The organism is Arcticibacterium sp., assembly GCF_055134445.1.
The window spans coordinates 19,334-45,323 of the sequence record NZ_JBSRVI010000019.1 but is presented as its reverse complement, the minus strand read 5'-3'; the positions used below and the strand labels follow the sequence as shown (position 1 = coordinate 45,323).

Annotated in this window: 21 protein-coding genes; 16 read left to right on the top strand and 5 right to left on the bottom strand. The window is 37.1% G+C overall.

Annotation, left to right across the window (positions count from 1 at the left end; genetic code table 11):
- Positions 1 to 15: 15 nt before the first annotated feature.
- Both ACTBZY_RS02630 and ACTBZY_RS02625 read right to left on the bottom strand, forming a co-directional pair.
- Complete coding sequence (locus ACTBZY_RS02630; RefSeq protein WP_463044773.1) at positions 16 to 1,872, bottom strand: M1 family metallopeptidase; 1,857 nt, start codon at positions 1,870 to 1,872, stop codon at positions 16 to 18.
- Between the two features lie 62 nt (positions 1,873 to 1,934).
- Positions 1,935 to 2,723: a TatD family hydrolase gene (locus tag ACTBZY_RS02625; RefSeq protein ID WP_463044772.1), complete on the bottom strand. Its 789-nt coding sequence runs from the start codon at positions 2,721 to 2,723 to the stop codon at positions 1,935 to 1,937.
- 149 nt (positions 2,724 to 2,872) lie between these two features.
- On the opposite strand from ACTBZY_RS02625, the gene ACTBZY_RS02620 reads away from it, so the two are divergent.
- Genes ACTBZY_RS02620 through ACTBZY_RS02605 form a run of 4 tightly spaced genes read left to right on the top strand, consistent with a single transcriptional unit; the run spans position 2,873 to position 7,941 of the window.
- Positions 2,873 to 5,320, top strand: coding sequence for a bifunctional UDP-N-acetylmuramoyl-tripeptide:D-alanyl-D-alanine ligase/alanine racemase (locus tag ACTBZY_RS02620; RefSeq protein ID WP_463044809.1), 2,448 nt, complete (start codon positions 2,873 to 2,875; stop codon positions 5,318 to 5,320).
- Entirely contained in the window at positions 5,317 to 5,571 is a 255-nt protein-coding gene (locus ACTBZY_RS02615; protein WP_463044771.1) for a hypothetical protein, read from the top strand. Before ACTBZY_RS02620 ends, ACTBZY_RS02615 begins: the two co-directional genes overlap by 4 nt.
- A gap of 58 nt (positions 5,572 to 5,629) precedes the next feature.
- Positions 5,630 to 6,562: a ComEA family DNA-binding protein gene (locus ACTBZY_RS02610; RefSeq protein ID WP_463044770.1), complete on the top strand. Its 933-nt coding sequence runs from the start codon at positions 5,630 to 5,632 to the stop codon at positions 6,560 to 6,562.
- Positions 6,563 to 6,564: 2 nt separating this feature from the next.
- Positions 6,565 to 7,941 (top strand): vanadium-dependent haloperoxidase, encoded by a 1,377-nt coding sequence (locus ACTBZY_RS02605; protein ID WP_463044769.1) that lies wholly within the window; start codon positions 6,565 to 6,567, stop codon positions 7,939 to 7,941.
- A 14-nt stretch (positions 7,942 to 7,955) separates the two neighbouring features.
- Here ACTBZY_RS02605 and ACTBZY_RS02600 read toward each other — a convergent pair whose 3' ends face one another.
- Positions 7,956 to 8,675, bottom strand: coding sequence for an LOG family protein (locus ACTBZY_RS02600; protein WP_463044768.1), 720 nt, complete (start codon positions 8,673 to 8,675; stop codon positions 7,956 to 7,958).
- Positions 8,676 to 8,754: 79 nt separating this feature from the next.
- Between ACTBZY_RS02600 and rpiB the strand changes: the two genes are divergently transcribed.
- Positions 8,755 to 9,186, top strand: coding sequence for a ribose 5-phosphate isomerase B (rpiB, locus tag ACTBZY_RS02595; protein WP_463044767.1), 432 nt, complete (start codon positions 8,755 to 8,757; stop codon positions 9,184 to 9,186).
- 318 nt (positions 9,187 to 9,504) lie between these two features.
- Here rpiB and ACTBZY_RS02590 read toward each other — a convergent pair whose 3' ends face one another.
- Positions 9,505 to 10,842, bottom strand: coding sequence for a hypothetical protein (locus ACTBZY_RS02590; RefSeq protein ID WP_463044766.1), 1,338 nt, complete (start codon positions 10,840 to 10,842; stop codon positions 9,505 to 9,507).
- A 186-nt stretch (positions 10,843 to 11,028) separates the two neighbouring features.
- On the opposite strand from ACTBZY_RS02590, the gene ACTBZY_RS02585 reads away from it, so the two are divergent.
- The 6 genes from ACTBZY_RS02585 to ACTBZY_RS02560 all read left to right on the top strand — a co-directional run bounded on the left by ACTBZY_RS02585 (position 11,029) and on the right by ACTBZY_RS02560 (position 19,754).
- Entirely contained in the window at positions 11,029 to 11,418 is a 390-nt protein-coding gene (locus ACTBZY_RS02585; protein ID WP_463044765.1) for a ribosome-binding factor A, read from the top strand.
- Between the two features lie 9 nt (positions 11,419 to 11,427).
- Positions 11,428 to 12,657 (top strand): FtsX-like permease family protein, encoded by a 1,230-nt coding sequence (locus ACTBZY_RS02580; RefSeq protein WP_463044764.1) that lies wholly within the window; start codon positions 11,428 to 11,430, stop codon positions 12,655 to 12,657.
- Positions 12,658 to 12,659: 2 nt separating this feature from the next.
- Positions 12,660 to 13,118, top strand: a complete 459-nt coding sequence (locus ACTBZY_RS02575; RefSeq protein ID WP_463044763.1) for a hypothetical protein — start codon at positions 12,660 to 12,662, stop codon at positions 13,116 to 13,118.
- Between the two features lie 7 nt (positions 13,119 to 13,125).
- Complete coding sequence (locus ACTBZY_RS02570; RefSeq protein WP_463044762.1) at positions 13,126 to 15,597, top strand: M1 family metallopeptidase; 2,472 nt, start codon at positions 13,126 to 13,128, stop codon at positions 15,595 to 15,597.
- Positions 15,597 to 16,607: an SPASM domain-containing protein gene (locus tag ACTBZY_RS02565; protein WP_463044761.1), complete on the top strand. Its 1,011-nt coding sequence runs from the start codon at positions 15,597 to 15,599 to the stop codon at positions 16,605 to 16,607. Before ACTBZY_RS02570 ends, ACTBZY_RS02565 begins: the two co-directional genes overlap by 1 nt.
- An 84-nt stretch (positions 16,608 to 16,691) precedes the next feature.
- A complete protein-coding gene (locus ACTBZY_RS02560; RefSeq protein WP_463044760.1) occupies positions 16,692 to 19,754 on the top strand; it encodes a T9SS type A sorting domain-containing protein in 3,063 nt (1,020 codons plus the stop codon).
- Between the two features lie 6 nt (positions 19,755 to 19,760).
- Here ACTBZY_RS02560 and ACTBZY_RS02555 read toward each other — a convergent pair whose 3' ends face one another.
- A complete protein-coding gene (locus ACTBZY_RS02555; RefSeq protein WP_463044759.1) occupies positions 19,761 to 20,594 on the bottom strand; it encodes a sulfurtransferase in 834 nt (277 codons plus the stop codon).
- A gap of 174 nt (positions 20,595 to 20,768) precedes the next feature.
- Here ACTBZY_RS02555 and ACTBZY_RS02550 point away from each other — a divergent pair, with 174 nt between their 5' ends.
- The 5 genes from ACTBZY_RS02550 to ACTBZY_RS02530 all read left to right on the top strand — a co-directional run bounded on the left by ACTBZY_RS02550 (position 20,769) and on the right by ACTBZY_RS02530 (position 25,854).
- Positions 20,769 to 22,253 carry a glycine--tRNA ligase gene (locus ACTBZY_RS02550; RefSeq protein ID WP_463044758.1) on the top strand — a complete coding sequence of 495 codons (1,485 nt, stop codon included), beginning with the start codon at positions 20,769 to 20,771 and terminating at the stop codon, positions 22,251 to 22,253.
- Positions 22,254 to 22,363: 110 nt separating this feature from the next.
- Positions 22,364 to 22,774, top strand: a complete 411-nt coding sequence (gene parS, locus ACTBZY_RS02545) for a type II RES/Xre toxin-antitoxin system antitoxin (RefSeq protein WP_463044757.1) — start codon at positions 22,364 to 22,366, stop codon at positions 22,772 to 22,774.
- On the top strand, positions 22,771 to 23,229 hold the full coding sequence (locus tag ACTBZY_RS02540; RefSeq protein WP_463044756.1) for an RES family NAD+ phosphorylase: 459 nt from the start codon (positions 22,771 to 22,773) through the stop codon (positions 23,227 to 23,229). The genes parS and ACTBZY_RS02540 overlap by 4 nt, the downstream gene beginning before the upstream one ends.
- Positions 23,230 to 23,361: 132 nt before the next feature.
- Positions 23,362 to 24,237 (top strand): SMP-30/gluconolactonase/LRE family protein, encoded by an 876-nt coding sequence (locus ACTBZY_RS02535; protein ID WP_463044755.1) that lies wholly within the window; start codon positions 23,362 to 23,364, stop codon positions 24,235 to 24,237.
- Between the two features lie 36 nt (positions 24,238 to 24,273).
- Positions 24,274 to 25,854, top strand: a complete 1,581-nt coding sequence (locus tag ACTBZY_RS02530) for a serine hydrolase domain-containing protein (protein WP_463044754.1) — start codon at positions 24,274 to 24,276, stop codon at positions 25,852 to 25,854.
- Positions 25,855 to 25,990: the final 136 nt, after the last annotated feature.

Here is a 25,990-nt window from a genome sequence, read left to right as displayed (position 1 = left end):
ACTTATTAGAACCTTTTAAGCTATCCAAAACAAAAAAGAAGTCATAATCTGCTGCAGCCAAAATAGAGATTTGACGGAATATTTAGCCAATAGGGTATTAGGCTTTTCTAAGCTGTATTGATTATTAATCAAATTCAAATCCATCAAATTCTTTTTCTTAGGATCAATCTGCACAGATAGAATGCTGTTTTTGTACTCAAATCTTTTTAAAGGGCTTTTTGCATCCCAGATGAGCAGTTCAGAACTTCCATCCGAAAAGTTGACCTGAACCTCTTGCGGCAAAATAAATCCCCCTTTTCTACTCAGTATAAAATAAGAATAATGGTCTCCATTGTTTAAGGTATCCACGGCATAATCGCAAGAATAAGATTTATTAAAAGCCTGCTCAAAATACCAGTTATAATCTTCTTTTAATACTTCATCTACCACATTTACAAAATCTTGAAGTTTTGGATGTTTAAACTTCCACTTCTCGTAATAGGTTTTTAAAATGGCATCCATGTTTGCTCTACCTATTATGTTTTCAAAAGTCCTAAGAATTGTAGCTGTCTTGGAATAAGTAAGATCTCCATAAACGCCTTTAGGATATTCCCAAGAAGGTTTATTTACTTTTGATAGCTCTGGAAATCTCATACTCACATAAGAATATCTCGAACTCTCCATATCTCCCACTATGAAACCAAAAAGGTTCATTTGCGAACCCTTGCCATAGCCTTCGTCCATTATCCTACCTTCCATATATTGGTTAAAACCCTCGTCAAGAAAAGACTGTTCAAACTCATTACTGGCCAAAATCCCTTGGAAGTACTGATGACCAAACTCATGCACAGTGACCATTTCTGCCATTCTTAACCACTCTCCCACTCCCCAATAAGAACCGCAAGTTATAAATGTTGGGTATTCCATTCCTCCAGAACTACTGCTTTCAATGGGTGGATCCACCATAGTTAAAGTGCTATGAGGATAAGCTCCTAAAGTTTTTTCAAAGTATGCCAATGACTTTTCTGCGGCATCAAAGTATCTTTTATACTGACTGCTGTGTTCAGGCTGCATCATGGCCTTTAACTTAACATGCTTCCAGGTTTTCTCATAAACCTTAAAAGATGGCGATGCCGTCCAAGCAAAATCATGAACATCATCTGCTTCATAAATGACCGTCTTTAAACCATTTTTTAGCCTTGTACTTAGAACCTCTTTACCAGTAGCTCCTACTTGTAATCCTTCTGGAAGTGTAATGCTCACATGGTATTTACCAAAATCAGCATAAAACTCGCTGTTCGCATGAAACTGATGGCAGTTCCATCCCCATTCTCCATTACTATTCTCTTCAAATACACCAATTTTCGGAAACCACTGACCAATCAAATAGTAGTCATTTTCTCCATAGCCTGTCCGAGCAAAAATCTTTGGTAATTTGGTTTTGAAACCCATATTTAAGGTTATCGTTTCACCAGGTTGAAGCGGATATTTAAGCGGTACTACTGCCACGGTTCTATCTTTTTCATTTCTGTCATCCGGTTGAAAATACCTTAAACCTCCTAAAAGTTCTTCTCCTCTAGAAGACTTCAAAGCGGTTACATAAATATTCCCAAATCCATCTTGTTTGAAATAATCTCCTCTTAATCGCCCTCCAGATTCTTTCATAAAGGTGGATTCCTTATCCTTAAATGCATTCATGTATAGATGAAACTGAAGTTCCTTCACAGGCACAGGACTGGCATTTGTCCATGTTAGAATCTGCTCGCCTGTCAAACTCTTTTCATCCCTATTTAAACTTACCGCAATTTTATAATTGGCAATATCTGGGGCTAAGTTTTGAGACAAACCCTGAAACGAAACTAAAAGCAGGGTGTAAATTAAACTTCTTTTCATTGAATTATATCTGTTAATCAAAACCATGGGAAAAAGTCTCTACTTAAAAAGTAAGAATCGAATTAAAACTTAGGATTAACAAGTCTTCTGGCATTTTCGGTTGTCTTTTCTACAACCTCTTTTTTGTCTTTAGCCATCCAGAATGCCACCTTCTCAGCTACCAAATCTATATAGCTAACCTCATTTCTTTTTCCTCTGTGAGGTACGGGAGCCAAATAAGGAGAATCAGTTTCCAAAACCAAATCCTCGAGTGTAACATAAGGCAGCACGTTATCTAAGCCTCCATTTTTGAAAGTAGCTACGCCACCTATTCCCAATAAGAAATTCAGACTGAGAGCCCTTTTTGCTTCTTCCAAATTGCCCGAAAAGCAATGAAAGATACCTCGTAAATCTTTCCATCCGAACTCCTCAATGAGTTCACAGCACCTAATTATAGCGTTATGTTCATTGTTTTTAGAATTCCTAGAATGTATGCATATTGGGATGTTATACTTCTTAGCCAACTTCAATTGTGCCAAAAAAGCTTGCTCTTGTTGATTGGTAAAACTCAAGTCCCAGTAAAAATCGAGCCCTATTTCTCCAATCATTTTAAATTTGCGATCCGCAAGCCATTGCTCTACTAAAACTAATTCCTCTTTAAAATCTTCCTTAACATAACAAGGATGTAATCCCATCATAGGAACACAAAAGTCAGGATGGACATCTGCCAAATTTAACATTCCGGCTATGGTTTCACTATTGCAATTTGGCATCCAAATTTCCTTAACTCCCACTGCTTTTGCTCTTTGGAGTATCTGCTCTATATCTTCAGTAAATTGCTCATCATAAATATGAGCGTGAGTCTCTATCATTTAGCTATCACTGTTTTGCATGCAAGATACCAAATAGCCCTTCCACATACAGAACTTTAAGCATTAGAATTCGGAATTTTAGAATTATAATTACTCCGATTAAACGTAACTTTGCAGTTTACGACACAAAAAAACTACCATTGCAAAAAGTGCTTAATCCTAAAAATAAGACAATTCTTACAGACAGCAGATTCCTGTCAAACCCTTCTGAAACCCTATTTATAGCTATTAAAGGGGATAGACATGACGGTCATAAATTTATAGAACATCTCATAAATGAAGGCGTTAGGGAGTTTGTGGTCGAAAAGGAATGGCTTAAAGAGCACCCGGGAATGAAGGATAAGGCCGCATTCTGGCCAGTAGATAATACGGTAAATGCTTTACAGGCTCTTGTAAAAAAACATAGAGAAAGTTTCAGTTTACCTGTGGTGGGTATTACAGGTAGTAATGGAAAAACTATCGTTAAAGAATGGCTCTCCGTAATTGTTCAAAATAGCTTCTCGTTGGTTAAAAGCCCACGGAGTTATAACTCCCAGATTGGTGTACCACTCTCTGCTTGGCAAATTAACGAGCATCATGACTTAGGTATCTTTGAAGCGGGAATATCTCAACCCGCAGAAATGCAAAAACTACAAGATGTCTTGCAGCCAGAGATAGGTATCTTTACAAATATAGGCTCTGCTCATAACGAGGGTTTTAGAAGTATAAAGCAAAAGATAACAGAAAAGCTTAGACTCTTTAGACATTCAAAGCAGCTCATTTACTGCCAAGATTATACAGAACTACACGAAGAAATAAGGATTTTCCTTTCCGCTGTTAATCCAAAAATAGAGCTTATCGCTTGGTCTAAAAACCAAAAAGGGGCTATTCAAATTGAAGTTTCTAAAAAGAAAGATTTCAGCCTTCTTAATATTTATTGGAAAGGCGAGGATTATAAAATTCGCGTACCTTTTACCGATGATGCATCCTTAGAAAATGTCATCCATTGCTTTTTTGTGGCTTTTATTGTTCTAAGGAAGAAATACGCTGAAAGCGAAACCCTGGCAATTATTCAGGCCGGTATTGACAGCTTAAAGCCAATAGCCATGCGGCTAGAGCTTAAAGAGGGCGTAAGAAATTGTTATTTGATTGACGACAGTTATAATAATGATTTTGGAGGATTGGCCATGGCCTTAAACTTCATGAATCAGCATCACATCAACAGAAAGAAAACCATTATTCTAAGCGATGTATTACAATCTGGGCTCAAAGATAGAGAACTGTATCTAAAGATAAATGACTTATTGATAGGTGCTGGTGTTGATAAAATTATAGGAATAGGTCCTAAAATCTCTAAAAATGCCAGAGCATTCAGAAGAATAACCTGTTATGCCACCGTACCTGAATTCCTTGCCAATCATCCGCTCCATACTTTTAATAATGAACTCATTTTAGTCAAAGGGGCAAGAAGCTTCTCTTTCGAAAAAATCGTTAATCAGCTGGTTAACAAAGTACACGGAACTGTTTTTGAGACCAATTTAGATGCCATTACGCATAACCTCAATTACTATAAAAGTAAGTTAAAACCGGAAACCAAAATTATGGCCATGGTGAAAGCCTCTGCTTATGGAAGTGGTAGTACGGAAATAGCCAGTTTGCTACAATATCACAGAGCCGATTATCTAGCCGTGGCCTATACCGACGAAGGTGTGGAATTAAGGAGAAATGGTATAGAATTACCCATACTCGTTTTAAATACACAACCAGAAACATTTTCTAAAATCTTAGAATATAATTTAGAACCAGAGCTATATAGTTTAAAGAACCTAAAAGAACTGCTCCAATTCTTAGACACCTCAATAGAAACTAACCTTGAAATCAAAGTTCACCTGAAACTAGATACGGGTATGAATAGGCTTGGATTTAAAGAGCAAGATCTCCCAGAAGTTTTAGAACTTATCACTAAGGATAAGAGACTAGAGATTGCCTCCATTTTCAGTCATTTGGCTGGTGCAGATAATAAAACTCATGATGCGTTTTCTAAAGAGCAAATAGCCACTTTTAAGAAACTATCTGACTTTATTATTAGTAAATTAAGTTACAAACCGCTTAGGCATATTTTAAATTCTGCAGGCATTATTCGTTATCCAGAAGCGTCATTTGACATGGTGAGACTTGGCATTGGATTATATGGTATTGAAGCCAATTATGAAGCTCAAGGAGACTTACAAACTGTAGGTACTTTAAAAACTACTATTTCGCAGATAAAAACAGTAAAAAAAGGGGATACCGTGGGTTACGGGAGAGTAGGCAAACCCGACAAAGATGTTCAAATAGCCACCATTGCCATAGGGTACGCAGATGGCTTTGACAGACACCTGTCTGCTGGCAAAGGAAAAGTATGGGTCAATGGCACCCTATGCCCTACAGTAGGAAATGTATGTATGGATATGACCATGATAGACATTACCGAAGCAAAGGCGGAAGAAGGAGATAGTGTGGAAATTTTTGGTTCTCACCAAAGCATCTTCGAAATAGCCCAAACGCTGGAGACTATTCCCTACGAAATACTAACAAAAATAGGACATAGAGTAAAAAGAGTATTTTTTAAAGAATGAAAATTTCTAATGCAAAAAGTACTTTTTTGATAGGAATTGTACTTTTGATAATTACTTTTTTTCTCTTGGTTTGGGCTGCAGTAAACTTAATGCAAAGTAAGTCTCATGAAACGATCTTGCCTTGTGATTGCGTTTCCGTAGTAGATGGAAGAAATTTGTGTGCTCAGTTTAGTTTCCTTCTTGTAGCCGCTTTTTCGTCTTTAACGGCTGTGCTTTTCTTAGTTGTTAAATCAGGAAAAACTCAAAGCTAAACTCTTCTTTATTTAAAATTAGTTATCTTTCTGATGAGTAACTCTTTAACTCATCCATATGAACGCACTAATTAAATCCATAAAACAACATTTTGAAGTTAACAGGCACGAGGCACTGAGCATTATTTTTGGAGTACTTGGCTTTATTATCATAGCCACGGCACTTTTGCTATCCGATAGCTGGTACGACCAAAGCGAAGCAAAGCTAATACTTACAAAGTATGACAATCTAGAACCAAGTTTGTCCAAAATCTTTTCCAAACGAAAGAAAATTAAAGAAGCAACAAACACTATAAACCATCAGCATTTTAACCCGAATACAGTCACTTTTGACGTTTTAGTGAAAAATGGTGTTTCAAAGTATGCCGCCAAAAACCTTATCAATTTTAGAAATAAAGGAAAGGTATATAAAGCCAAAGAAGACCTACTAAAAGTGTACGGTATTTCAGAAGAGACCTATCTAAAAATTGAACCTTATATTGACCTGCCGAGTCAAGAAGAAGATAAAACATACGCTACGTTTGAACGAATCTATGACGACACCACTGCTTCGAAACCAATTTTCAAAGCATATACGCCACCCATTATACAATCCTTTGACCTAAATTTGGCCACCCAAGAAGATTTAAGGCAAATTCGTGGAATTGGCGAAGTTTTTGCCAATAGAATTATTAAATATAGAGATGGCTTAGGAGGTTTTCATGATTTAAAACAAGTGAAAAGCACCTATGGATTGGCGGATAGTACTTACCAAGAATTATTGAAATCTACCTTTCTTAAAGAACCACCTAAAAAAATAAAAATTAATACGATTGAAGAAAAAGAATGGAAATCAACGCTTTTGAAAAACTACCAAAAAAGAGCCATTATTGCTTATAGAAAACAGCATGGCCCTTTTGAGCAGGCAGAAGACTTGATGAAAATCAAAGTACTAACACCCGATTTAATTGAGCGTCTCATTCCATACTTAGATTTTAGTAAGCCAATTTAAAAATGAAAAGAAAATTATTTTATTGTTTCACGCTCTTAGTATTTGTCTTTAATCAAAGCTGTAAAGAGAAAACCGAGGAAGAGATAACTCCTGATCCCATACCAGATCCTGTGGAATTAGAAATCTCTGCGGATTTAGCCATCAGATGGAGTAATACGACACTTAATGTTTTGAAAAACTCTCCTGATAACTCTCCTACTTATGCATCACGGTCTTTGGGTTATATTGGTCTTACCATGTATGAATCCATTGTTAAAGGAAGTATCGTTTTCAAGTCTATAACTCCTAGCTTAAATGGAATTGGTCAAACTCCGGATTTACCGATGGATCAAAAAATTGACTTTGAGGTGGCCTTAAATGCGGGTCAAAAAGAAATCATTCATTCGCTATATCCTCATGCACCTGAAAAAATATCTTCTAAAATTGACTCTCTTTATAACCTTGTTTTAAAAGAAAAACTAGCGGCCTCTGTTTCGCAGGAAACTATAAACGCATCTGACAATTATGGTAAACTGGTGGCTCGTCAAATTTTCGAATGGTCTAAATTAGACAAAGGACATGAGGGTTTTTCTAATACTTTTGATTTCAACTACAACTATCCTAGGGGAGCTACTTATTGGTCGCCCCCCGTGGCTGGTCAATCGAGTATTATGGCTCCAATGCACCCATACTGGGGCAATAACAGAACTTTTGCTTTGGCAAATTCTGCATTGGGAATCCCAACATTCATGGAGTCGAATAAGGACTCGAAAAGTCAGTATTTCATTGATATGAAAATGGTTTACGATAAAAATAATGCTCTTACCCAAGAAGAAAAAGAAATAGCCTTATGGTGGGGAGATGACCCATCAGTTTCGGCAAGCCCTCCCGGCCATTCTTATTATTTAACTGCTAGCTTAATCACTAAGAAAAACTTAAAATTATTTGAAGCTACTTCTGCCTTTGCCAAAGTAGGTATGGCTGCCGCTGATGCCTTTATAAATACCTGGAAATGCAAATATCACTATTACGGTGAAAGACCAGCTAATTTTATAAAAAGGAACATCGATGGCAGGTTTGTCCAATTTTGGCCTGAGCCTCCGTTCCCTGCATTTACATCTGGTCATTCGAGTCAAATAGCCGCCACTACCACCGCCATGATTAGTGTATTTGGAAACAAAATAGAAATAGAGGACGATTTCCATACAGGAAGACCATGGGATAGTACCAGAAGAGTTGAATATAAAACACGTCATTTTAGCTCTCTTACGGAACTGGCAGAAGAATGCGGCTGGTCAAGAATTCTGGGGGGAATTCATACACCTCAAGACAATATAATAGGGTTAGAAGAAGGTAAAAAAATAGGCGACAATATAGTCGCCTTAGATTGGAAATACTAAGAAAAATGCAAAGTCTAAAAATTAGGCTTGAGCATATATTTCCCGTAAAAATCGGTAATAACTTGGATAGCTTCATCGGAAGTATCCACCAGTTTAACGAGGTCCGTATCTTGAGGACTAATATTCCCCTCTTGATCTCCCATTACCTTTTTAATCCAATCAAAAAGACCGCTCCAATAATCTGTTCCGACCAAGACAATAGGAAATCGACCTATTTTCTTGGTCTGAATAAGTGTTAAAGCCTCGAAGAGTTCGTCCATCGTTCCAAAGCCACCGGGCATCACGATAAACCCCTGTGAATATTTCATAAAACACACTTTACGTGCAAAGAAATAGTCGAAGTTTATACTCTTATCAATATCCACATATTTATTTGGAACAGCTTCAAAAGGTAGTTTAATATTCAATCCAATAGATTTTCCACCACTTTGCTGGGCACCTTTGTTTCCTGCCTCCATAATGCCAGGTCCTCCACCTGTAATGACGCCATAACCCTTTTCTACCAACTTTTCCGCTATCTCAACAGACATTAAGTAAAACTTGTGGTCAGGTTTTGTCCTTGCCGAGCCAAAAATGGAGACACTGGGTCCTATTTTTGCCATTTTATCATAGCCTTCTACAAACTCCGCTATGGCCTTAAAAATTTGCCAACTGTCTTGGCTTTGAATCTCACTCCAGTCTTTTTCGGCGAAAGCATCCTTTATTTTATGGTCTTCTTCGTTATTATTTATCATAGTTCGTTGATTGATTTTATAAAGTCATGTACCTTTACGTTTGTTTAAATGTACGCTTTAAAATTAAAAAATTTCTGTCATGAAAATAGCAATCGGTGGTGACCATGCGGGTTTTGAATATAAAAAGTTTATTCTTAGCTGGCTTCAAGAACAAAATTTCGAAACATCCGATTATGGACCTTATTCAACAGATTCTTTCGACTATCCAGACTCCGTACACCCATTATGTAGTGCCATAGAAAAAGGCGAGTACCAGTTTGGTATACTTATTTGCGGTAGTGGAAATGGCGTTTGTATGACTGCCAATAAACACCAAGGAATAAGAGCTGGCTTGGCATGGACTAAGGAAGTGGTAGAACTAACCAGACTTCATAATAATGCCAATGTAATTTGTATTCCGGCTAGATTTGTAGATAAAGGGACCGCACTTGACTTTGTTAAAACTTTCATTTCAACCGAATTTGAAGGAGGAAGACACGGCAGACGCGTTGATAAAATAGCCTGTGTTTAAGTTATTGCTGGGATTATAGGTCTTTTGGCACAAAGTATAAGTTGGTGCCATGCTTTAGATAATCCCCAAAGAAAATAATGCATTAGGAACTAAGCTCAGACTTCACCGTAGTTTTAACAAAAAAGAGAAAGGTAAGAACAACGTTTATGCTTTTAGTATTTGAAACCTAAAGGATTCTGCAGAAATAGTCTATCCAAACCAAGACGCAATAAATTACTTTTTAAGTCCAAGTAATGGCTTTTAATTTTCTGGAAACTGGTAGATAGATAGTTGCTATACCAAGTTTAAGAAACCCCAAAGCCCATTAAACCTTCAGAATTAATCTTTAAGTCTGAAATTTCTGGTTCCCTCTACCCTTTCATACATTTGGGCTAGTTTGGGGATTCTTTTGAAAATAGCAGGAAATACTTGTTCATTATCAATGATAAACTCTGGCCTTTCCTTGGCAAAATTCTCGTCAATTGCTATCAAACTTTCATACACCCCCGGACTCGCTAAATCATACTTTGAGACGCCCCAATTAAGATATGGAGAACCCGATTTTGCCATAAAATAGTCGTCGTTTTTCGAACCTGTCACTAGTATAGATTTATTCACGATATAAGACTTCTCGGTTTTCTTTATGATCCTTATTTCATCAAGATGAACATATCCTGAACCTATGATTGGACTTACGCCAAGATTATTAATTAAAACAACCAAACCTAAGAACGTGAGAAAGACCATTTCTGGCAACATTGTACCCTTGAAGTGAAGGAAGTACCCCGCCATAAAAAAGGCTAAAAATGGGGATAAAGCAAGCAATTGATAAGTCGCCATATTATCCGAAAGGAAAAAGGCAAAAACCGCAAAAATACCCGAAAACACCATAATTTGCTGCTTTCTGTTCTGGAAGTTCGAATATCTAGAATTACCAAAAATCTTAAAAATTCCCAAAACTGCTAAAATCATGGGCAGGGTATAAACCATTAAACCATCAAAAAACTCTATGCCATTCAAAAAGTGAAGTGAAAGACCTTTCTGAATCCAGAAAGAATAAAATTCTTCAAACGAGCCCATCAAATAAAAGAACAATGCCATAATGAACAGTGGCAATGCAAAGCCCAACATTAATAAAATTATTTGATTAAACTTAACCGATGTAAACATAATTAAGCTCAATAAAGCCCAAAATAAAAAGACGGGGAACGGATACCAAAATAGGGAACCAATGCCGAGATATAAGCCCATTTCAAAAATGGGTTCGGAGCTACCGTCATTATTTTCAATATGCCTGAAGATGCTATTGATGGCTAAAAGTAAGAACGTAGTAGCGAGTAAGGCAGGAGAAAGTTTATTGGCATCAAAAGATAAAGACATCGCAATGGCATAGAACAAGCCTGGAAGGTAATTTCTTTCAATAAAAGCCCTGTTATTATTAATGATAATGGTGAAAAGAACAGCCTGAATAAACACAATGCAGAAAGAAACGATCTCATGAAAATATTGGCCTCTGCCAAACAAAAAATCTATAAGACCATAAAAATAGGCACTCAGAGGACCAGTATTAGTCCATATCTCTTTATATAAACTTTTGTCTGAATTTAAGCGTTCGCCTATTAACATCCATTCCAGTTCTGTATTAAGAACTGGTAAAACGTTAAATATATAGAGCACTTTAAGCAAAAAAAGTACTACCAATAAGGATAAAACGTGAAAAAAAGTATTTGCTCTAAAAAAGGTTATCAACTGCCTTAACTTTTATCATTAAAAAGGCAAAATTATACTTTTGACGAGCGATTAACCAAAATAAACAAGGATATTTGCAAAGAATTAGAATAGTGCATTTTACACTTCACATTCATGGAAAATAAGAGACAGAAACAAATTGCCCGTCAAATCCAAAAAGACTTAGGTGAAATATTCCAAAAAGACCTAAAAGATGTCATTGGCTCTGCATTTGTGACTATTACAGATGTACAGACAACGCCGGATTTGGCTATCGCCAGAATTCATTTAAGCTTCTTGATGGTAGAAAACAAGGAGGAGCTTCTTGAAAAAATAAAAGACAACGGTAAAAAAATAAGAGGTTTGTTCGGAGAAAGGGTAAGAAACCAATTCAGAATAGTACCTAACTTTCAGTTTTATATTGATGAAACTGCCGCATATGCCCAGAAAATGGATGAGCTTTTTTCTACTTTAGACATCCCGTCTGAAGAAACAGAAATAGACGAAGACCTCTATCCCAACTAAGACTATTTCATGAATCTCTCTTTTCACATTGCGAAAAAATATTTTTTCTCTAGAAAGAAAAGAGGGTTTATTCATTTCATTTCTTTGATTTCAATGTTAGGCGTTTGCGTTGGCACAGCTTCATTGATTATTGTTTTGTCTGTTTTTAATGGTTTGGAAGAACTTAACAGAACCATTTTCAAAAGCAGCGACCCAGACATAAAAATTGAATCTGCTCATCGAAAGACATTTGATTTTGACCCAGTAGTTTTCAAGAAAATTACCGAAATCGAAAACGTAAAAAATGTTATTCAGGTTATTGAAGACAACGCCTTAGCCAAAAGAGAAGAAGACCAGATTATCGTTCAGGTTAAAGGGGTAGACAGTACCTTTCAAAACCATTCTCAATTAAAGGAAAGCCTGATTGATGGAGAACTTCTTCTTAAGTATGAAGAAGAAAATTATGCATTTGTAGGTGGTGGCGTTTTTAGCACACTTAATTTACAAAGTTTTAATTACCTCAGGCAATTACAGTTATGGTATCCCAAAAACCAAAAACTAAATGTACTGGATCCCGAGAATAACATTAACAAAATAACTTTACCAATTTCTGGGGCTTTTGTTTTGGAGCAACAATTTGACAACCTCGTTTACATTCCGCTCGATCTAATGGAACAGTTGACCGAAATGAAGGGTAAAAGAACCAGCTACGAGATTCAAGTTTCTGACGACAAAGATCTTCAAAGAATTAAATCATCTGTAAAAGAAATTCTTGGTAATGATTTTGAAGTGAAAGATCGCGACGAACAAAACGCCAGCCTTTACAGAGCCATTAAAATTGAAAAACTCTTTATTTTCATCGCTCTTTTATTCATTATAGGCATTGCGAGTTTTAATATTTTCTTTGCCTTAACCATGTTGGTTCTGGATAAGAAAGAAGACATCAAAACACTTTCTGCCTTGGGTGCTAGCGAATCTCTTGTCAAAAGAATCTTTCTTTCAGAAGGCGGCATTATTTCATTATCAGGTGGCAGCATAGGTCTGTTAATTGGTGTAGGTATTTGCTGGAGCCAAATGCATTTTGGTTGGCTAAAAATGGGTATGGAATATGCCATTGTTGATGCCTACCCTATTTTATTGAAAACATCTGACGTCATTATATCTATTATCGGAATAACTTTAATCGCATTTTTAGCTTCGTACTTTCCAGCAAAAAAAGCCGTTAAGTTTATGAACGAATCACTATCTACTACTACATAAAAATGAAAAAAATCTTCTTGCTTGGCTTAATGTTATTCTGCCAATCGGTTTCTGCTCAGTATCTACAACTTTTGGACGACTCGCAAAATTGGATTTTAAAAACCGCTGACATTAGTAGTGATCAGCTGGTTTTTGTCAATTACGAAAAAAAGAAAGTGGACCTCAATACCATGATCTGGAAGTTTTTACCAAATGGTAGGCTAGACTACGACTATCAAAGCAGTGAAGACGTTTTTGCATGTGCTGGCGTTAATTTTTTAGATATGGATGTGGATGAAAGTAGATGGGCTTACAATCCTGTTACTTTGGTACTAACCTTACAAATAAAAGGTGGCTACGCGAGCCTTGACGATTTTGTTTTCAAAAGGGAATACAAAGTAGGAATGCTTAGCGAGAACAATGGTTACGGATACACGCTAACCTTAGAAAAGGAGCAATATTTCAATGATTTAAAGAAATAAAAATGCAATGATGAGAATTTGGGGATTTATCTTTTTACTATTTTCTGTAGCACAAACTGCTTTAGCCCAAAATGTTTACCAATCCTCAGAAACTAAATATTTTGACTTAATTCATACCAAACTTAATGTAACGCCCGACTGGAAAACAAACCATTTGCTTGGTGAGGCCACACTCACATTAAAGCCATGGTTTTATGCTCAGGAAGAATTGGTTTTAGATGCTAAAGGCTTTGAAATCAAAACCGTAAAAGTAAACGGCAGTACTGTAGTATATAAGTACGACTTGGCGAAACTCCGAATCCCTTTAGGTAGACCATATCATGCTAAAGAAACCATAGAAGTATATATTAACTATATAGCTAAGCCAGACGAGCTTAACGAAATTCCACAATTTAAAGATTTAGAATTTAAAGGTTTGTATTTTGTTAACCCTGCTAAAAGCAAACCACAGCAAATATGGAGTGAGGGAGAAACAGAATATAATTCTTGCTGGTTTCCGACACTGGACGCTCCAAATCAAAAACACACACAAGAGATTTCATTAACCGTTCCTCAGCATTTTGAGACCTTATCTAATGGTTTATTAAAAGAGACTAAGAAAAACGATAACGGCACCAAAACGGACACGTGGGTTCAAGATATTCCTCATGCTGTTTATCTTACTAGTATAGTGGCTGGTGAATTTAGTAAAGTAGTGGATACTACTTTTACCAACTTTGAGATAAGCTACTACGTAGAACCCAAATACAAAGAAAATGCTTATCAAATTTTTGGCAGAACACCAGAAATGATAAAGTATTTTGAAGCACTGCTTCAGACACCCTATCCATGGAAAAAGTATGCTCAAATAGCCGTTAGAGACTATATAAGTGGAGCTATGGAAAATACCACAGCCACAACACACGGCAGTGGAATCCAGAAAAATAGTAATCAGATAGTAGATAATAATGATGACGGCGTTATAGCACATGAACTTTTCCATCATTGGTTTGGTGATTTTGTCACCGCCGAATCATGGGCAAATTTACCTTTAAACGAGGCATTTGCAGATTATTCTGAATACTTATGGGCTGCTAAGAAATATGGTAAAGACGAAGGCGACTGGGTAAACTACATTGCTTTAAATCAATACCTCAACGAAGCCGAAACCAAGCAAGAACCTGTTATAAGATATGGATATGCCGATAAAGAAGATATGTTTGACAGCCACTCTTACTCAAAAGGTGGGAGAATTCTTCATATGCTTAGAAACGAGGTGGGAGACGAAGCCTTTTTTCTGGGTTTAAAACTTTATCTGGAAGAGAACAAACTAAAAAATGCCGAAATAGGTAACTTGAGAATGGCCTTAGAGGAAATCACAGGTAAAGACCTTAACTGGTTCTTTGACCAATGGTTTCTTAAACCTGGGCATCCAAGGTTAGACGTAAAACATAGTTTTGAAAAAGGAAAGCTAAAGATAGAAATTGAACAAGTCTTAGACTCAGTCAATAACCTCATTTATAAATTACCGCTATCCATAGAAATTGGAACAGAAAATGGTCCTGTGATTAGGGAGCTTCTAGTTGAAAAAGAGGTAGGAAGTTTCACTATTCATTTGGATAAAAAACCATCTTACGTCATCATAGACCCAAACTCTTATGTCTTAGCTGAAATAAATCAAGAGCAATCTGAAAAGGAACTTTATGCTCAATTTGAGAAATCAAAATCAATGATTGCAAGACTTAGAGCATTTGACCAAATTACCGCAGAAGAAGAAACAGAAAACGAGCTGGCGGTGAGTCAGATGTATGATAAAGACAAAAGGAATCTTACGCTGAGGGCTCTAAACGATGAGTTCTGGAAAATAAGAGAACTGGCTACTCATAAATTCTTTAATTATGATGGCGAGGATTTCTTAAAGGTGGAGAAATCTTTACAATCTTTAATCAGTACGGACGGAAAATCTCAGGTAAGAGCAGCGGCTATTTTAGCCATGAAAAACTTCCTAAATCCGCAAAATGATTTACTCTTCAGAAAGGCTCTGGCGGACACTTCCTATACGGTTAGAGCTGCCGCTTTGGAGGCTATTTTAATAAATCAGCCGCCAGACGCTGACAAGCTCACTTCAGAACTACAAAACATAGATGATGTCAATATTTTCTCTGCAGTAGCCAATTATAAGGCGTCGCAAGCCAAAGCAGAGGATTTTCAATGGTTTGTAGAAAAACTAGGTCTGCTGGATGGTGCCGAACTATACCAAACCATGGGCATTTTTGGTTCTTACATCGTCAGTACAGATAATGAAACCCAGCTTAAAAGTATTCCTTTCTTAAAAGATATTGCCATTCATCAGGCTACTTGGTATGGTAGGTTTTCTGCGGCTCAAGCATTAATGCTCCTTTTAGATTTAAATGAATCAAAGCAAGCTTTAAAAGAGGTTGTTGCAGCAGAGAAAGAAGAAAGATTAAAAAACATCTATTCCCAAATTCCTTTAGATTAATGAATATCAAAGACCGCCTAAATTTTGCAAGCAAACTAAGCCCTAAAAGGTTTTGGAATGCCATTGGCATCTTAGGCAGTTATGGCATTTCTAAAATCACTAAGAAGCCAAATATCATTGGTTTGCCATTGGCCATCGGTTTTGAGCCTACCACCAGTTGTAACCTTCGCTGCCCAGAATGCCCTAGTGGCCTGCGGTCTTTCACCAGACCTACAGGCATGCTTCAAAAGGAACTTTACGAGAAGGCTATTGAAGAACTAAAAGATACTTTAATTTACCTTACATTCTATTTTCAAGGAGAACCCTATTTGCATCCAGATTTTCTTGAAATGGTCAAATTTGCGTCTGACAGAAAAATCTATACCGCCACCTCCACAAACGCACATTATCTTACACCAACTGTGGCAGAGAAAACAGTGAATTCGGGCATTGACAGAATTATAGTTTCTATAGATGGAACCACCCAAGAAACCTATCAGCAATACCGTGTAGGTGGTAAATTGGAAAAAGTTTTGGAAGGCACTAAAAACTTAATTGCTGCTAAAAAGCGATTAAAATCCAAAACGCCTCATGTTATTTTTCAGTTTTTGGTAGTCAAGCCAAATGAACATCAGATAGCCGATGTTTACAAACTAGCGGACGAACTAGGTGTAGATGAAGTAAGACTCAAAACCGCTCAAATATATGAGTATGAAAACGGCAATGAACTGATTCCGACCATTGATAAATACTCCAGATACAAAGACAATGAGGATGGTACTTTCAGCATCAAAAACAAGCTACTAGACCACTGTTGGAAAATGTGGCACAGCTGTGTGATCACTTGGGATGGAGCCTTGGTACCTTGCTGTTTTGACAAAGATGCCGAGCACCCGATGGGTACCTTACAAGATAACACCTTCAAAGAAGTATGGAATTCGCCTGCCTACACCAATTTCCGCAAGGCCTTAATATCTTCTCGATCTGAGGTAGAAATTTGCAAAAATTGTAGCGAGGGAGCTTTGGTTTAGAAGAGCACAAGACTATCTTAGCAAAGCCTTATAAGGCTAAAACTCAACTATATTTTTCGCAATACATACATCAATATTGACGATATGAAACAACTTTTATCTCTACTTATATTTATTTCATTTTTATCTTCTCCTGTTTTCGCTCAAAAGTTTACGGACATAACGCCTAAAACGGACCTTGATAGGACTAGTAATATCAAGACGATAGAATATTCTGATTTTGATGGCGATGGCGATATTGACCTAGCAGTTTCTGGTAGTTACAATTCTTCTTCCAATGTCAGTCAAAACATTATTGGGATTTACAAAAATGACGGCCAGGGAAACTTCTCACTGGATTTAGAACAAGATGTTATTTATACCGCCTCGGTTAATTTTAAAATCAAAGATTTAGATTTTGACGGAGACGACGATATTTTCTTTGTAGTACTAGAAGATGATTCTGATACGACACAAATATTTTATTACCACACTTTAACTAGTGATGGAAAAGGAAACTTTACAGACCGAAAGTTTAAACTAGCTGCTCCTGCAATGGAAAATTATAACATTGACCTTGGCGATTTTGATGGAGATAGTGACTACGATTTACTGCTTACTGGGAGCATGAGAGAATTACGTGATGATTCTGGAAATGGGTTTTATTCAACAGCATTCAGAGGCCATAGTTTTTTATTCGAAAACCAAAATAAGAGTAATTTCGCCATAATCGAGAGCTCAAACATTGATGGATACTATAGTGCAAAGGCCGTATTTGCAGATTTAGATGGAGATTCAGATATGGATTTTATTATTAGTGGAACGCCTTATTATTACATTGACGAAGGATTTGGCACTAGCGTATACTTAAACAATGGGAATAAAACATTCTCAAAAAAAGATGGTGATGATTTTTCATTCACATCAATCGAATCAATGACAGGAGGAGCTCGCCAACTTGCTCTAAACGACATTGACTTAGATGGGGATCTTGACTTAGTTATGTCAATGGTAGAAGTAGGGTTTTACTATACCAAGACTAAAGTATTTAAAAACGATGGGCTTGGAAACTTTACAATCATTGGCACTTCCCCTTTTGAAAACTATAGTGCAAATTTTGAATTCATAGATTTCAATGAAGATGGTTATGACGACATTATAATGTCAGGAAAACAGAATTTAGGTTTTGGTTCTGGCTACTTCTTTGTACCAAGAACGGAGCTTTTCCTCAATAATAAAGGACAAGGCTATGTAAAAGACACGCTAGTCACTTTTGAGGATTTGGGAGGTTTGATCAAATGTTTTGATTTTGACAATGACGGTTTCAGGGATGTTTTAACGTATGGTAGAAATCATGTTATCTCTTCAAATGAAGATTTTTTAACCTTCTACTTGAATAAAAAAAATGAAAGCTTTAAAACTCTATCTAAAAGCTTCTTTGGAGATTTAACGCAAATAAAAAACACTTCATTAAATTTTAATGCTGACGCATTCCCTGACATACTAATAGCAGGAGTTAATGAAACTGGTAAACCAGAAACTAGATTATATCTGAATTTAGATGGCACCGGAAGTTTGGTTCGGGAAACAAACCACCCCTTCCCTTCTCTTGACAATACCATAATGCTATCTAAAGACCTTAATAATGACGGTTTTGAAGATTTGGTTTTCGTTGGTTTTGACTCTTTAGGTCTTGGACAATTTCAGCTTTTCTTAAAAAACAATGAAGGCACATTTGCGTCAAGTAATAAGGCTGATTTTCAATCTGAAAAAATTAATCAATTGGAAGCCGTAGATATTAACCAAGATGGTTGGATGGACTTAGCACTTACTGGCATTTCTAATGACAGTGCGTTTTTATATGTTCTATTCAATAACCAAGATGGTGCTTTTGATTGGCAGAATCAAAGTGAAATATTTAATGATAACCTGGAGGACATACAATTTGGAAATATTGATGGAGACAAATACCCGGACATGCTCATTAAAAATGGGAAATTTGAACAAGTTGCAGGTTTTTATGAGCATTATATAAACACTTTTACTAATCCGAATGGCTTAGGTTATTCCTCTTCAAATTTAAAATCCTCATTACATACCGGTTACCTTACTTCTAATCCCAAGTATCATTTAATTGACACTGATAAGGATGGTGATGATGATATCATTTCCATACTTACCTATGCTGGAGGAAATTCTAGCCATGTCGAGTATACGAATTTCGAAAATATTGACGGGCATTTTATAAAAAAAGCATTTGAGAATTTATATACAGGACACTCAATTGCAACTTTAACAGCTGATTTAAACAATGATGAAACGGAAGATTTTTTAGGTTTATCTTATACAACTTCTACCAATAGATACATCAGACCAAAGCAGAGATATCAATATTCTTCAAAGATGTTAGTCAACATTGATAACGTTTTAATGAAAGAAACCACTTGTCCATCTTTTAAAAATTATAAGCAAGCAGAAATTCAAACAGCCGATTACAATGCAGATGGAAACACTGATATTATAATTACTGGAATTGACTTATCTGGCAAACCTTCAATCACTATTTATCTTAATGATGGTTCACATTTACCATACACAGCAGATAAAATCAACGCTTGCGACTCAACAACTTGGTTAAATGGCAAAACATATACATCCAATAACTTTGAGGATGTCTACCCTCCAGTACATGAAAGCTATTCCACCAGTCCTACGCTAAACTGTGACCCGAGAACGATGCTTTATCTAACAATGGGTAAAAGCGATAACTGGATAGATACCGTAAACGCCACAGGCGAATACCAATGGATAGATGGTAACACCTACTATGAAAGTAATAACACCGCCACCTATACTTTAACAAATCAGTCTGGCTGTGACTCTACTGTTAGCTTAAATCTTACGCTGATTCCATTAGCAAATGAGATGGAATCATCGGTTACTCTTTTCCCTAACCCAAGCGGAGAACAACTAAAGTTTGACCTTGGACATGAGCCTGAAGAAAACCTTGAATATCAAATTTTCAATACCTCAGGTTTGGAGATGAAAACTTGGGAAAGTAATCTCGAGGAACAAGTGATAGACATTAGCCAAATACCTTCTGGAACCTATATCATCAAATACCAAGAAGGTCTTAAAAGCCAATCTTTGAAGTTTGTTAAGCGATAAAAAATATCAAGAAGTATGCACCGGCAATTCCCCTGGCATCCCCCACTCTGCCCAGCTTCCGTCATAAACAGCGGCGTTTTTATAGCCTGCTATTTCGGCTGCTAGGGCAATAACTGAAGCCGTTACACCAGAGCCGCAAGTCATTACCAGATTTTTATTTTCTAATTGATAGTTATCAAAGATTACTTTCAACTCCTCTTCAGATTTCATGTAAATGTCATTTTGAACCGAAGGAAATGGCAAACAAACTGAATTAGGTATATGACCTCCTCTTAAACCGGCTCTTGGTTCAGGAGCCGTTCCGTCAAATCGTCCCTGTGACCTTGCATCCATTATTTGGAATGTCTTATTATCAATAATTGACAAGACATCTTCTGCTTTATAAAACAGGCTTTTATTGGCTTTAGCCTCAAAGTCTCCCTTCTCCACTTTTGGCCATTCGGCTTTCACCGTTTCAAAACCTGCTTCTTTCCACGCTGGATACCCTCCACTTAAGACGTAAACATGCTCGTGCCCCATGGCTCTAAACATCCACCAAGCTCTAGCACTTCCATAAGTACCCACTTGGTCATAAACCACAATGATGGAGTCTTTATTGATACCAATATTTTGAGCGGCTACTGTAAAATATTCATCAGAAGGCATCATGTGTGGTAAATCAGTATCTAAGATGCTAAAGTCAGCATTGATATCCATCATTACAGCATTCGGGATTTTAAAACCAGACTCCCAGTCATCGGAAGCATTCACTGGCTTCATCTTAGATTCTACCACAATTACTTTAGAATCTTCCTGCTGTCCTGCCAGCCATTTAACACTTACCAAAGGGATATTTTGCATTTGCATACGCTTTGTCTATTATTAGTCTTCATCAATTAATCGAAATTTAAGAGCATTTCCTTAGTTTTGCGATGCATTTGAGGGATTTAATGCTTTATGAAGAAAATTCAGTTTAAATCTTCCTATTAAATAACCCTATATTCAGATTTTCTTAGAACAAAAAAGGATACAATCATGTCGGCACCAGCCACAACGCTTCAGGATATCATTGCTCACGCAAAAGAATACGGTTTTGTATTTCCATCTTCAGAAATTTATGACGGTCTTCAGGCTGTTTATGATTATGGACAAAACGGTGTAGAATTAAAAAATAATTTGAAAACGGTATGGTGGAAAGCCATGACGCAGCTTCACGACAATATTGTTGGGGTAGATGCGGCTATTTTCATGCATCCATTAACTTGGAAAGCTTCTGGTCATATTGATGGTTTTAACGACCCTATGATTGACAATAAAGACAGCAAGAAAAGATACCGTGCCGACCAACTTTTAGAAGGTAAAGCCGAATTATTATCAAATGCTGGCAAAGAAGACGAAGCCAATGCCCTTTTAGCCAAAATGGGTAAACTTTTAGGTGATGAGGATCATGAGGCCGTAAGAGAATTGATTATTTCTGAGAACATTGTCTGCCCTGTTTCAGGAACCTTAAACTGGACTGAAGTTCGTCAGTTTAACTTGATGTTTTCTACACAAATTGGTTCTGTGGCTGATGATTCTAGCACTATTTATCTTCGTCCAGAAACTGCTCAGGGTATTTTTGTCAATTTCTTAAATGTTCAGAAAAGCGGCCGTATGAAAGTACCTTTTGGTATTTCTCAGATTGGTAAGGCTTTTAGAAATGAGATTGTAGCTCGTCAATTCATTTTCAGAATGCGTGAGTTTGAACAAATGGAGATGCAATTCTTCGTTCGCCCTGGCACAGAAATGGAATGGTATAAACAATGGAAAGAAACACGTTTGAGTTTCCACAAAGCCATAGGACTACCAGCAGATAGTCTAAAATTCCATGACCACGATAAACTGGCTCACTATGCCAATGCCGCTGTGGATATTGAATATAAGTTCCCATTTGGTTTCCGTGAGATAGAAGGTATCCACTCTAGAACGGACTTTGATTTGAGTAATCATCAAGCCCTTTCTAAGAAAAAGCAGCAGTACTTTGACCCGAATATTGACCCTGAAACTAATAAGCCCTACGGAAACTACATTCCTTATGTGGTAGAGACCTCTGTGGGTGCAGATAGACTTTTCTTAGCTACTTTCTGTAATGCTTTCACAAAAGAAATGGTAGGAGAAGGCGACAAGCAGAAGGAAAGACTTTACCTAAAACTTCATCCTGCTCTTGCTCCAGTAAAAGCAGCGGTTTTGCCTTTAGTGAAAAAAGATGGGCTAGCAGAAATTGCAGAAGAAATAGCGAATTCTTTAAAATCTTCTTTTAGAACCGTATATGATGATAGCGGAGCTATTGGAAAGAGATATACTCGTCAAGATTTAATAGGCACGCCATTTTGTATTGCGGTTGATTATGAAACAAAAGACGACAACTGCGTTACCATTAGACATAGAGACTCTATGGAGCAAGAGCGTGTGCCAATTTCAGAATTAAAAGAAAGAATAGGCAAAGAAGTGGCCATGGAGCGTATTTTGGAAGCTATCTAAGCATCATTTCATTGATTTAAGAGAGGGAGCACAACGTGTTTCCTCTCTTTTTGGCCAGAAAACTTGACAAGTGTCAAAAAAAATACGACATTTGAATAAAGGAAAATAGGATGGTAGAAGATAAAAAATATAATGTGCCTGATGATAATAATAGCCTAAACATTGCGGAAGAAGCTATGGCGGGTTATGGTTATGCATATGTTGCCAACTTACCAGTAAGCCAGAGTTTCACTCAAAAAGACTGGTCAAATTTCCTTCATATTTCAGAGCGTACTATCATAAGATACCGCGAGCAAAACAAAAAATTTGACCCACTCCAAACGGATAGAATAATACTCTTAGGGCATCTTTATGATTTTGGTTTAAGTATTTTCGGTAATGAAAACACCTTTAATCAATGGCTAATTAATAAAAACCTCGCTCTAGGTGGCCGTACGCCCAAAGAGCTCTTAGTTACCTCTTTTGGTATTAACATGGTTAAAGATGAAATAGGCCGCATAGCTCATGGTGTGCTGGCATGATAGTCTATCGTTTAGCTTCCGGGCCTTATAAGGATGATATTTCTGGTACAGGGGCAAGACTATTTGGTGGTAGATGGAACAGCAAAGGCATCCAAGTCCTTTACACCTCGTCTTCCATAGCACTTTGCACCGTAGAAATTGCGGTTAGAACTCCGCTGCATAGCTTGCCTATGGATTATTTCTTAATCAAAGTTTATATACCCGACGACTTAGCCATCTACCAGATACCAAACGAAGTTCTTCCTGACAAGTGGGATATACTTCCTCATGGAGATTTCACTCAAAGACTTGGCGATAGCTTTTTAAAAAAAGGTAATTACCTCCTCATGAAAACACCTTCTGCATGTGTAGCTGGTGACTTCAATTATCTTATTAATCCTTTCCATCCCGATTTTGATAAAGTAAAAGTTATTGAAATACAACCCTTTGAGTTCGACTCCCGATTATTCAAGTAAAGGTTGTCCAAAATAAATAGTTGAATTCATATGCTTTACCTTCAGAATTCTCTTTTGTCCAATATTTTGCTCGAGTCAAGCCATCATCAATTCTAATTTTTCTTATTTTAGGGTATAAATAAATATTACTTGATGAAATCAACCCTTTTACTCGCCTTACTTCCTTGTGCCTTCATGTTTAGCTGCTCTAATCAACCTAAAGAGACGGAAGAAAAAAACGAAAATACTGCATCAACCCCTCCTACCCTAAGCCTTGCTTGGGAAACTGACACTACCCTAATTACACCGGAATCTGTTATTTATGATGCCGCAAATGATGTCTATTATGTCAGCTGCATAGGTGTAGGAAGAGGTGCCGATTTTGATGGAGATGGCTACATCGCCAAGATTGGTCCAGATGGAACAATCATAGACAACCACTGGATTAAAAACTTAGACGACCCAAAAGGTCTAGCCTTAGTAGGGTCTACACTTTATGCCACGGATCTTAACAAATTGGTTTCTGTAGATGTAAATACAGGAGAAACCACCATAGAAATAGTAGAAGGGGCTAAATACCTAAACGATGCCGCATCTACCCCAGCGGGCGACATTCTTTTAACCGATTCTGATTTAAACACAGTCTTTCAAATCTCATCTGGTGAAACTAAAGTGGTTTATGCAGATACTACTTTAGGCCGTCTTAATGGCATTTTTCACGAATCTGGCCGAAATTTATTAGCAGGTTTTAACTCTGGAAAAATATTTGCTCAGAGCGGTTCAGAATTAAGTGTACTTGCTGATGGAATGCCAAAAGCAGATGGCATTGAAGCCATAGGTGATGGTTATTTCATTTCTTGCTGGAGCGGACACATCTATTATCTTGATAAAAACTGGAAAAAGACTCTACTAAAGGATACTTCAGCCGAAGGAATTGGAGCAGCAGACATAGATTACATTGCTGATAAAAAGCTACTGGTAGTACCTACATTCTTTGGCAATAAAGTAGTTGCCTATCATGTGAAATAGGAGGTTTATCTCCTATTCATTTTTCAACCCATAATAATGACAACAAGAAGAGAATTTCTTGGTAAAGGTTCTATGAGCCTACTAGGTTTAGCCGCTCTACCCACTATACTAAGCCAATGCCAGTCTACTAAAAATACTAGTATTTTAGACACTTTCAGCTTTCCTAGAACGAGCCCTGAATCTCAAGGTATTTCTTCTGAGTCATTGATCAACTTTATAAATGCCACAAAAAAATCAGGTCTTGAATGGCATAGTTTTAAGATCTTAAGACATGGCAACGTTTTGGCCGAAGGCCACTGGAAACCATTCAAAGAGGAATATAAGCACACCCTTTATTCTCTCAGTAAAGCCTTTACCAGTACCGCTATTGGGCTTGCTGTAAAAGAAGGAATTATAAGCGTAGAAGACCAAATCCTTTCCTTTTTCCCCGACCAACTTCCCGCTGTAATTGACGATAAACTGAAAAGCCTAAAAGTTAAACACCTCCTTACCATGAACTCTGGTCATGATACCGAAACTATGGAAAGTATGAGAGCCAATGAAGGGCAGAAAACGTGGGTGGCGTCTTTCCTGGCTCAGCCTTTAACTCACGAGCCTGGCACTCATTTCTTTTATAATACCGGTGCCACTTATGTTTTAGGAGCTATCATTCATGCCAAAACGGGACAAACTCTATCGGAATACCTTAAACCAAGGTTCTTTGACAAGCTAGAAATAACAGGTTACGACTGGGAAACTTCACCAGAAGGACTCAACACTGCGGGTTATGGACTAAGAGTTAAAACCGAAGATATTGCAAAACTAGGTCAGTTTTATCTTCAAAATGGTACTTGGAAGGGCGAAGAAATCCTTTCCGAAGCATGGGTGGCTGAAGCGACAAAAAAGCAAACAGCATCTCAGCAAGGTGACGGAGATTGGTCTCAAGGTTATGGTTATCAGTTTTGGAGATGCAAACCAGAGCCCGGTTTCTATAGAGGAGACGGAGCCTATGGCCAATACTGTATCGTGATTCCACAATATGACATGACTATAGCCGTGACTTCGGAATCTTGGGATATGGGGAAATCTATGCAGGTAATCTGGGATAATGTACTTCCTGCAGTGCAAGAAGAAGCTCTTCCCGAAAATGCTAAAGCAGAAAAGGCGTTAAAGGATTTATGCCAAAAGTTAGAGATTGCTGTACCTAAAAACCAAAATACCTCACCTAATGCTTCCAAAATAAATGAGCAGGTTTTCAAAGCTTCTGAAAATAGTTATGGCATAAAGTCTATCCAATTTGATATAGCAGAAGACCAAGGCCAAATTATTTTTGATACGGAAGAAGGAGAGAATAAATTAATGTTTGGTATAGAAAATTGGATAACCAATGATGCCTATGCTCTCAATAACTTCCCAATTAAGAATAGAATTCATGTGCCTTCTTTAATAGCTGCTTCCGCCACATGGTTAAATGATGACACAATACAGATTACTAGAAAATTTGTGGAAGCCATACATGGAGATACGCTTATTTGTAATTTTAAAGATGGTAAACTAGACATTGCGTTTAATAATTCCATTTCGCAAAACACACATAATGGAGAAGATGAAAGAGTCCATTTAAAAGGTGTAGCTTAGTGGATGGAACATCATTTAAAATATGAAACACAGATTTTAGCATCACCAAAAAATAGATAACCACTTTCTACGAAACTTTTATTGATTAATTTCAAACTACACCGCAAGTTTTTTAAGTAACCAACATCTAAATATA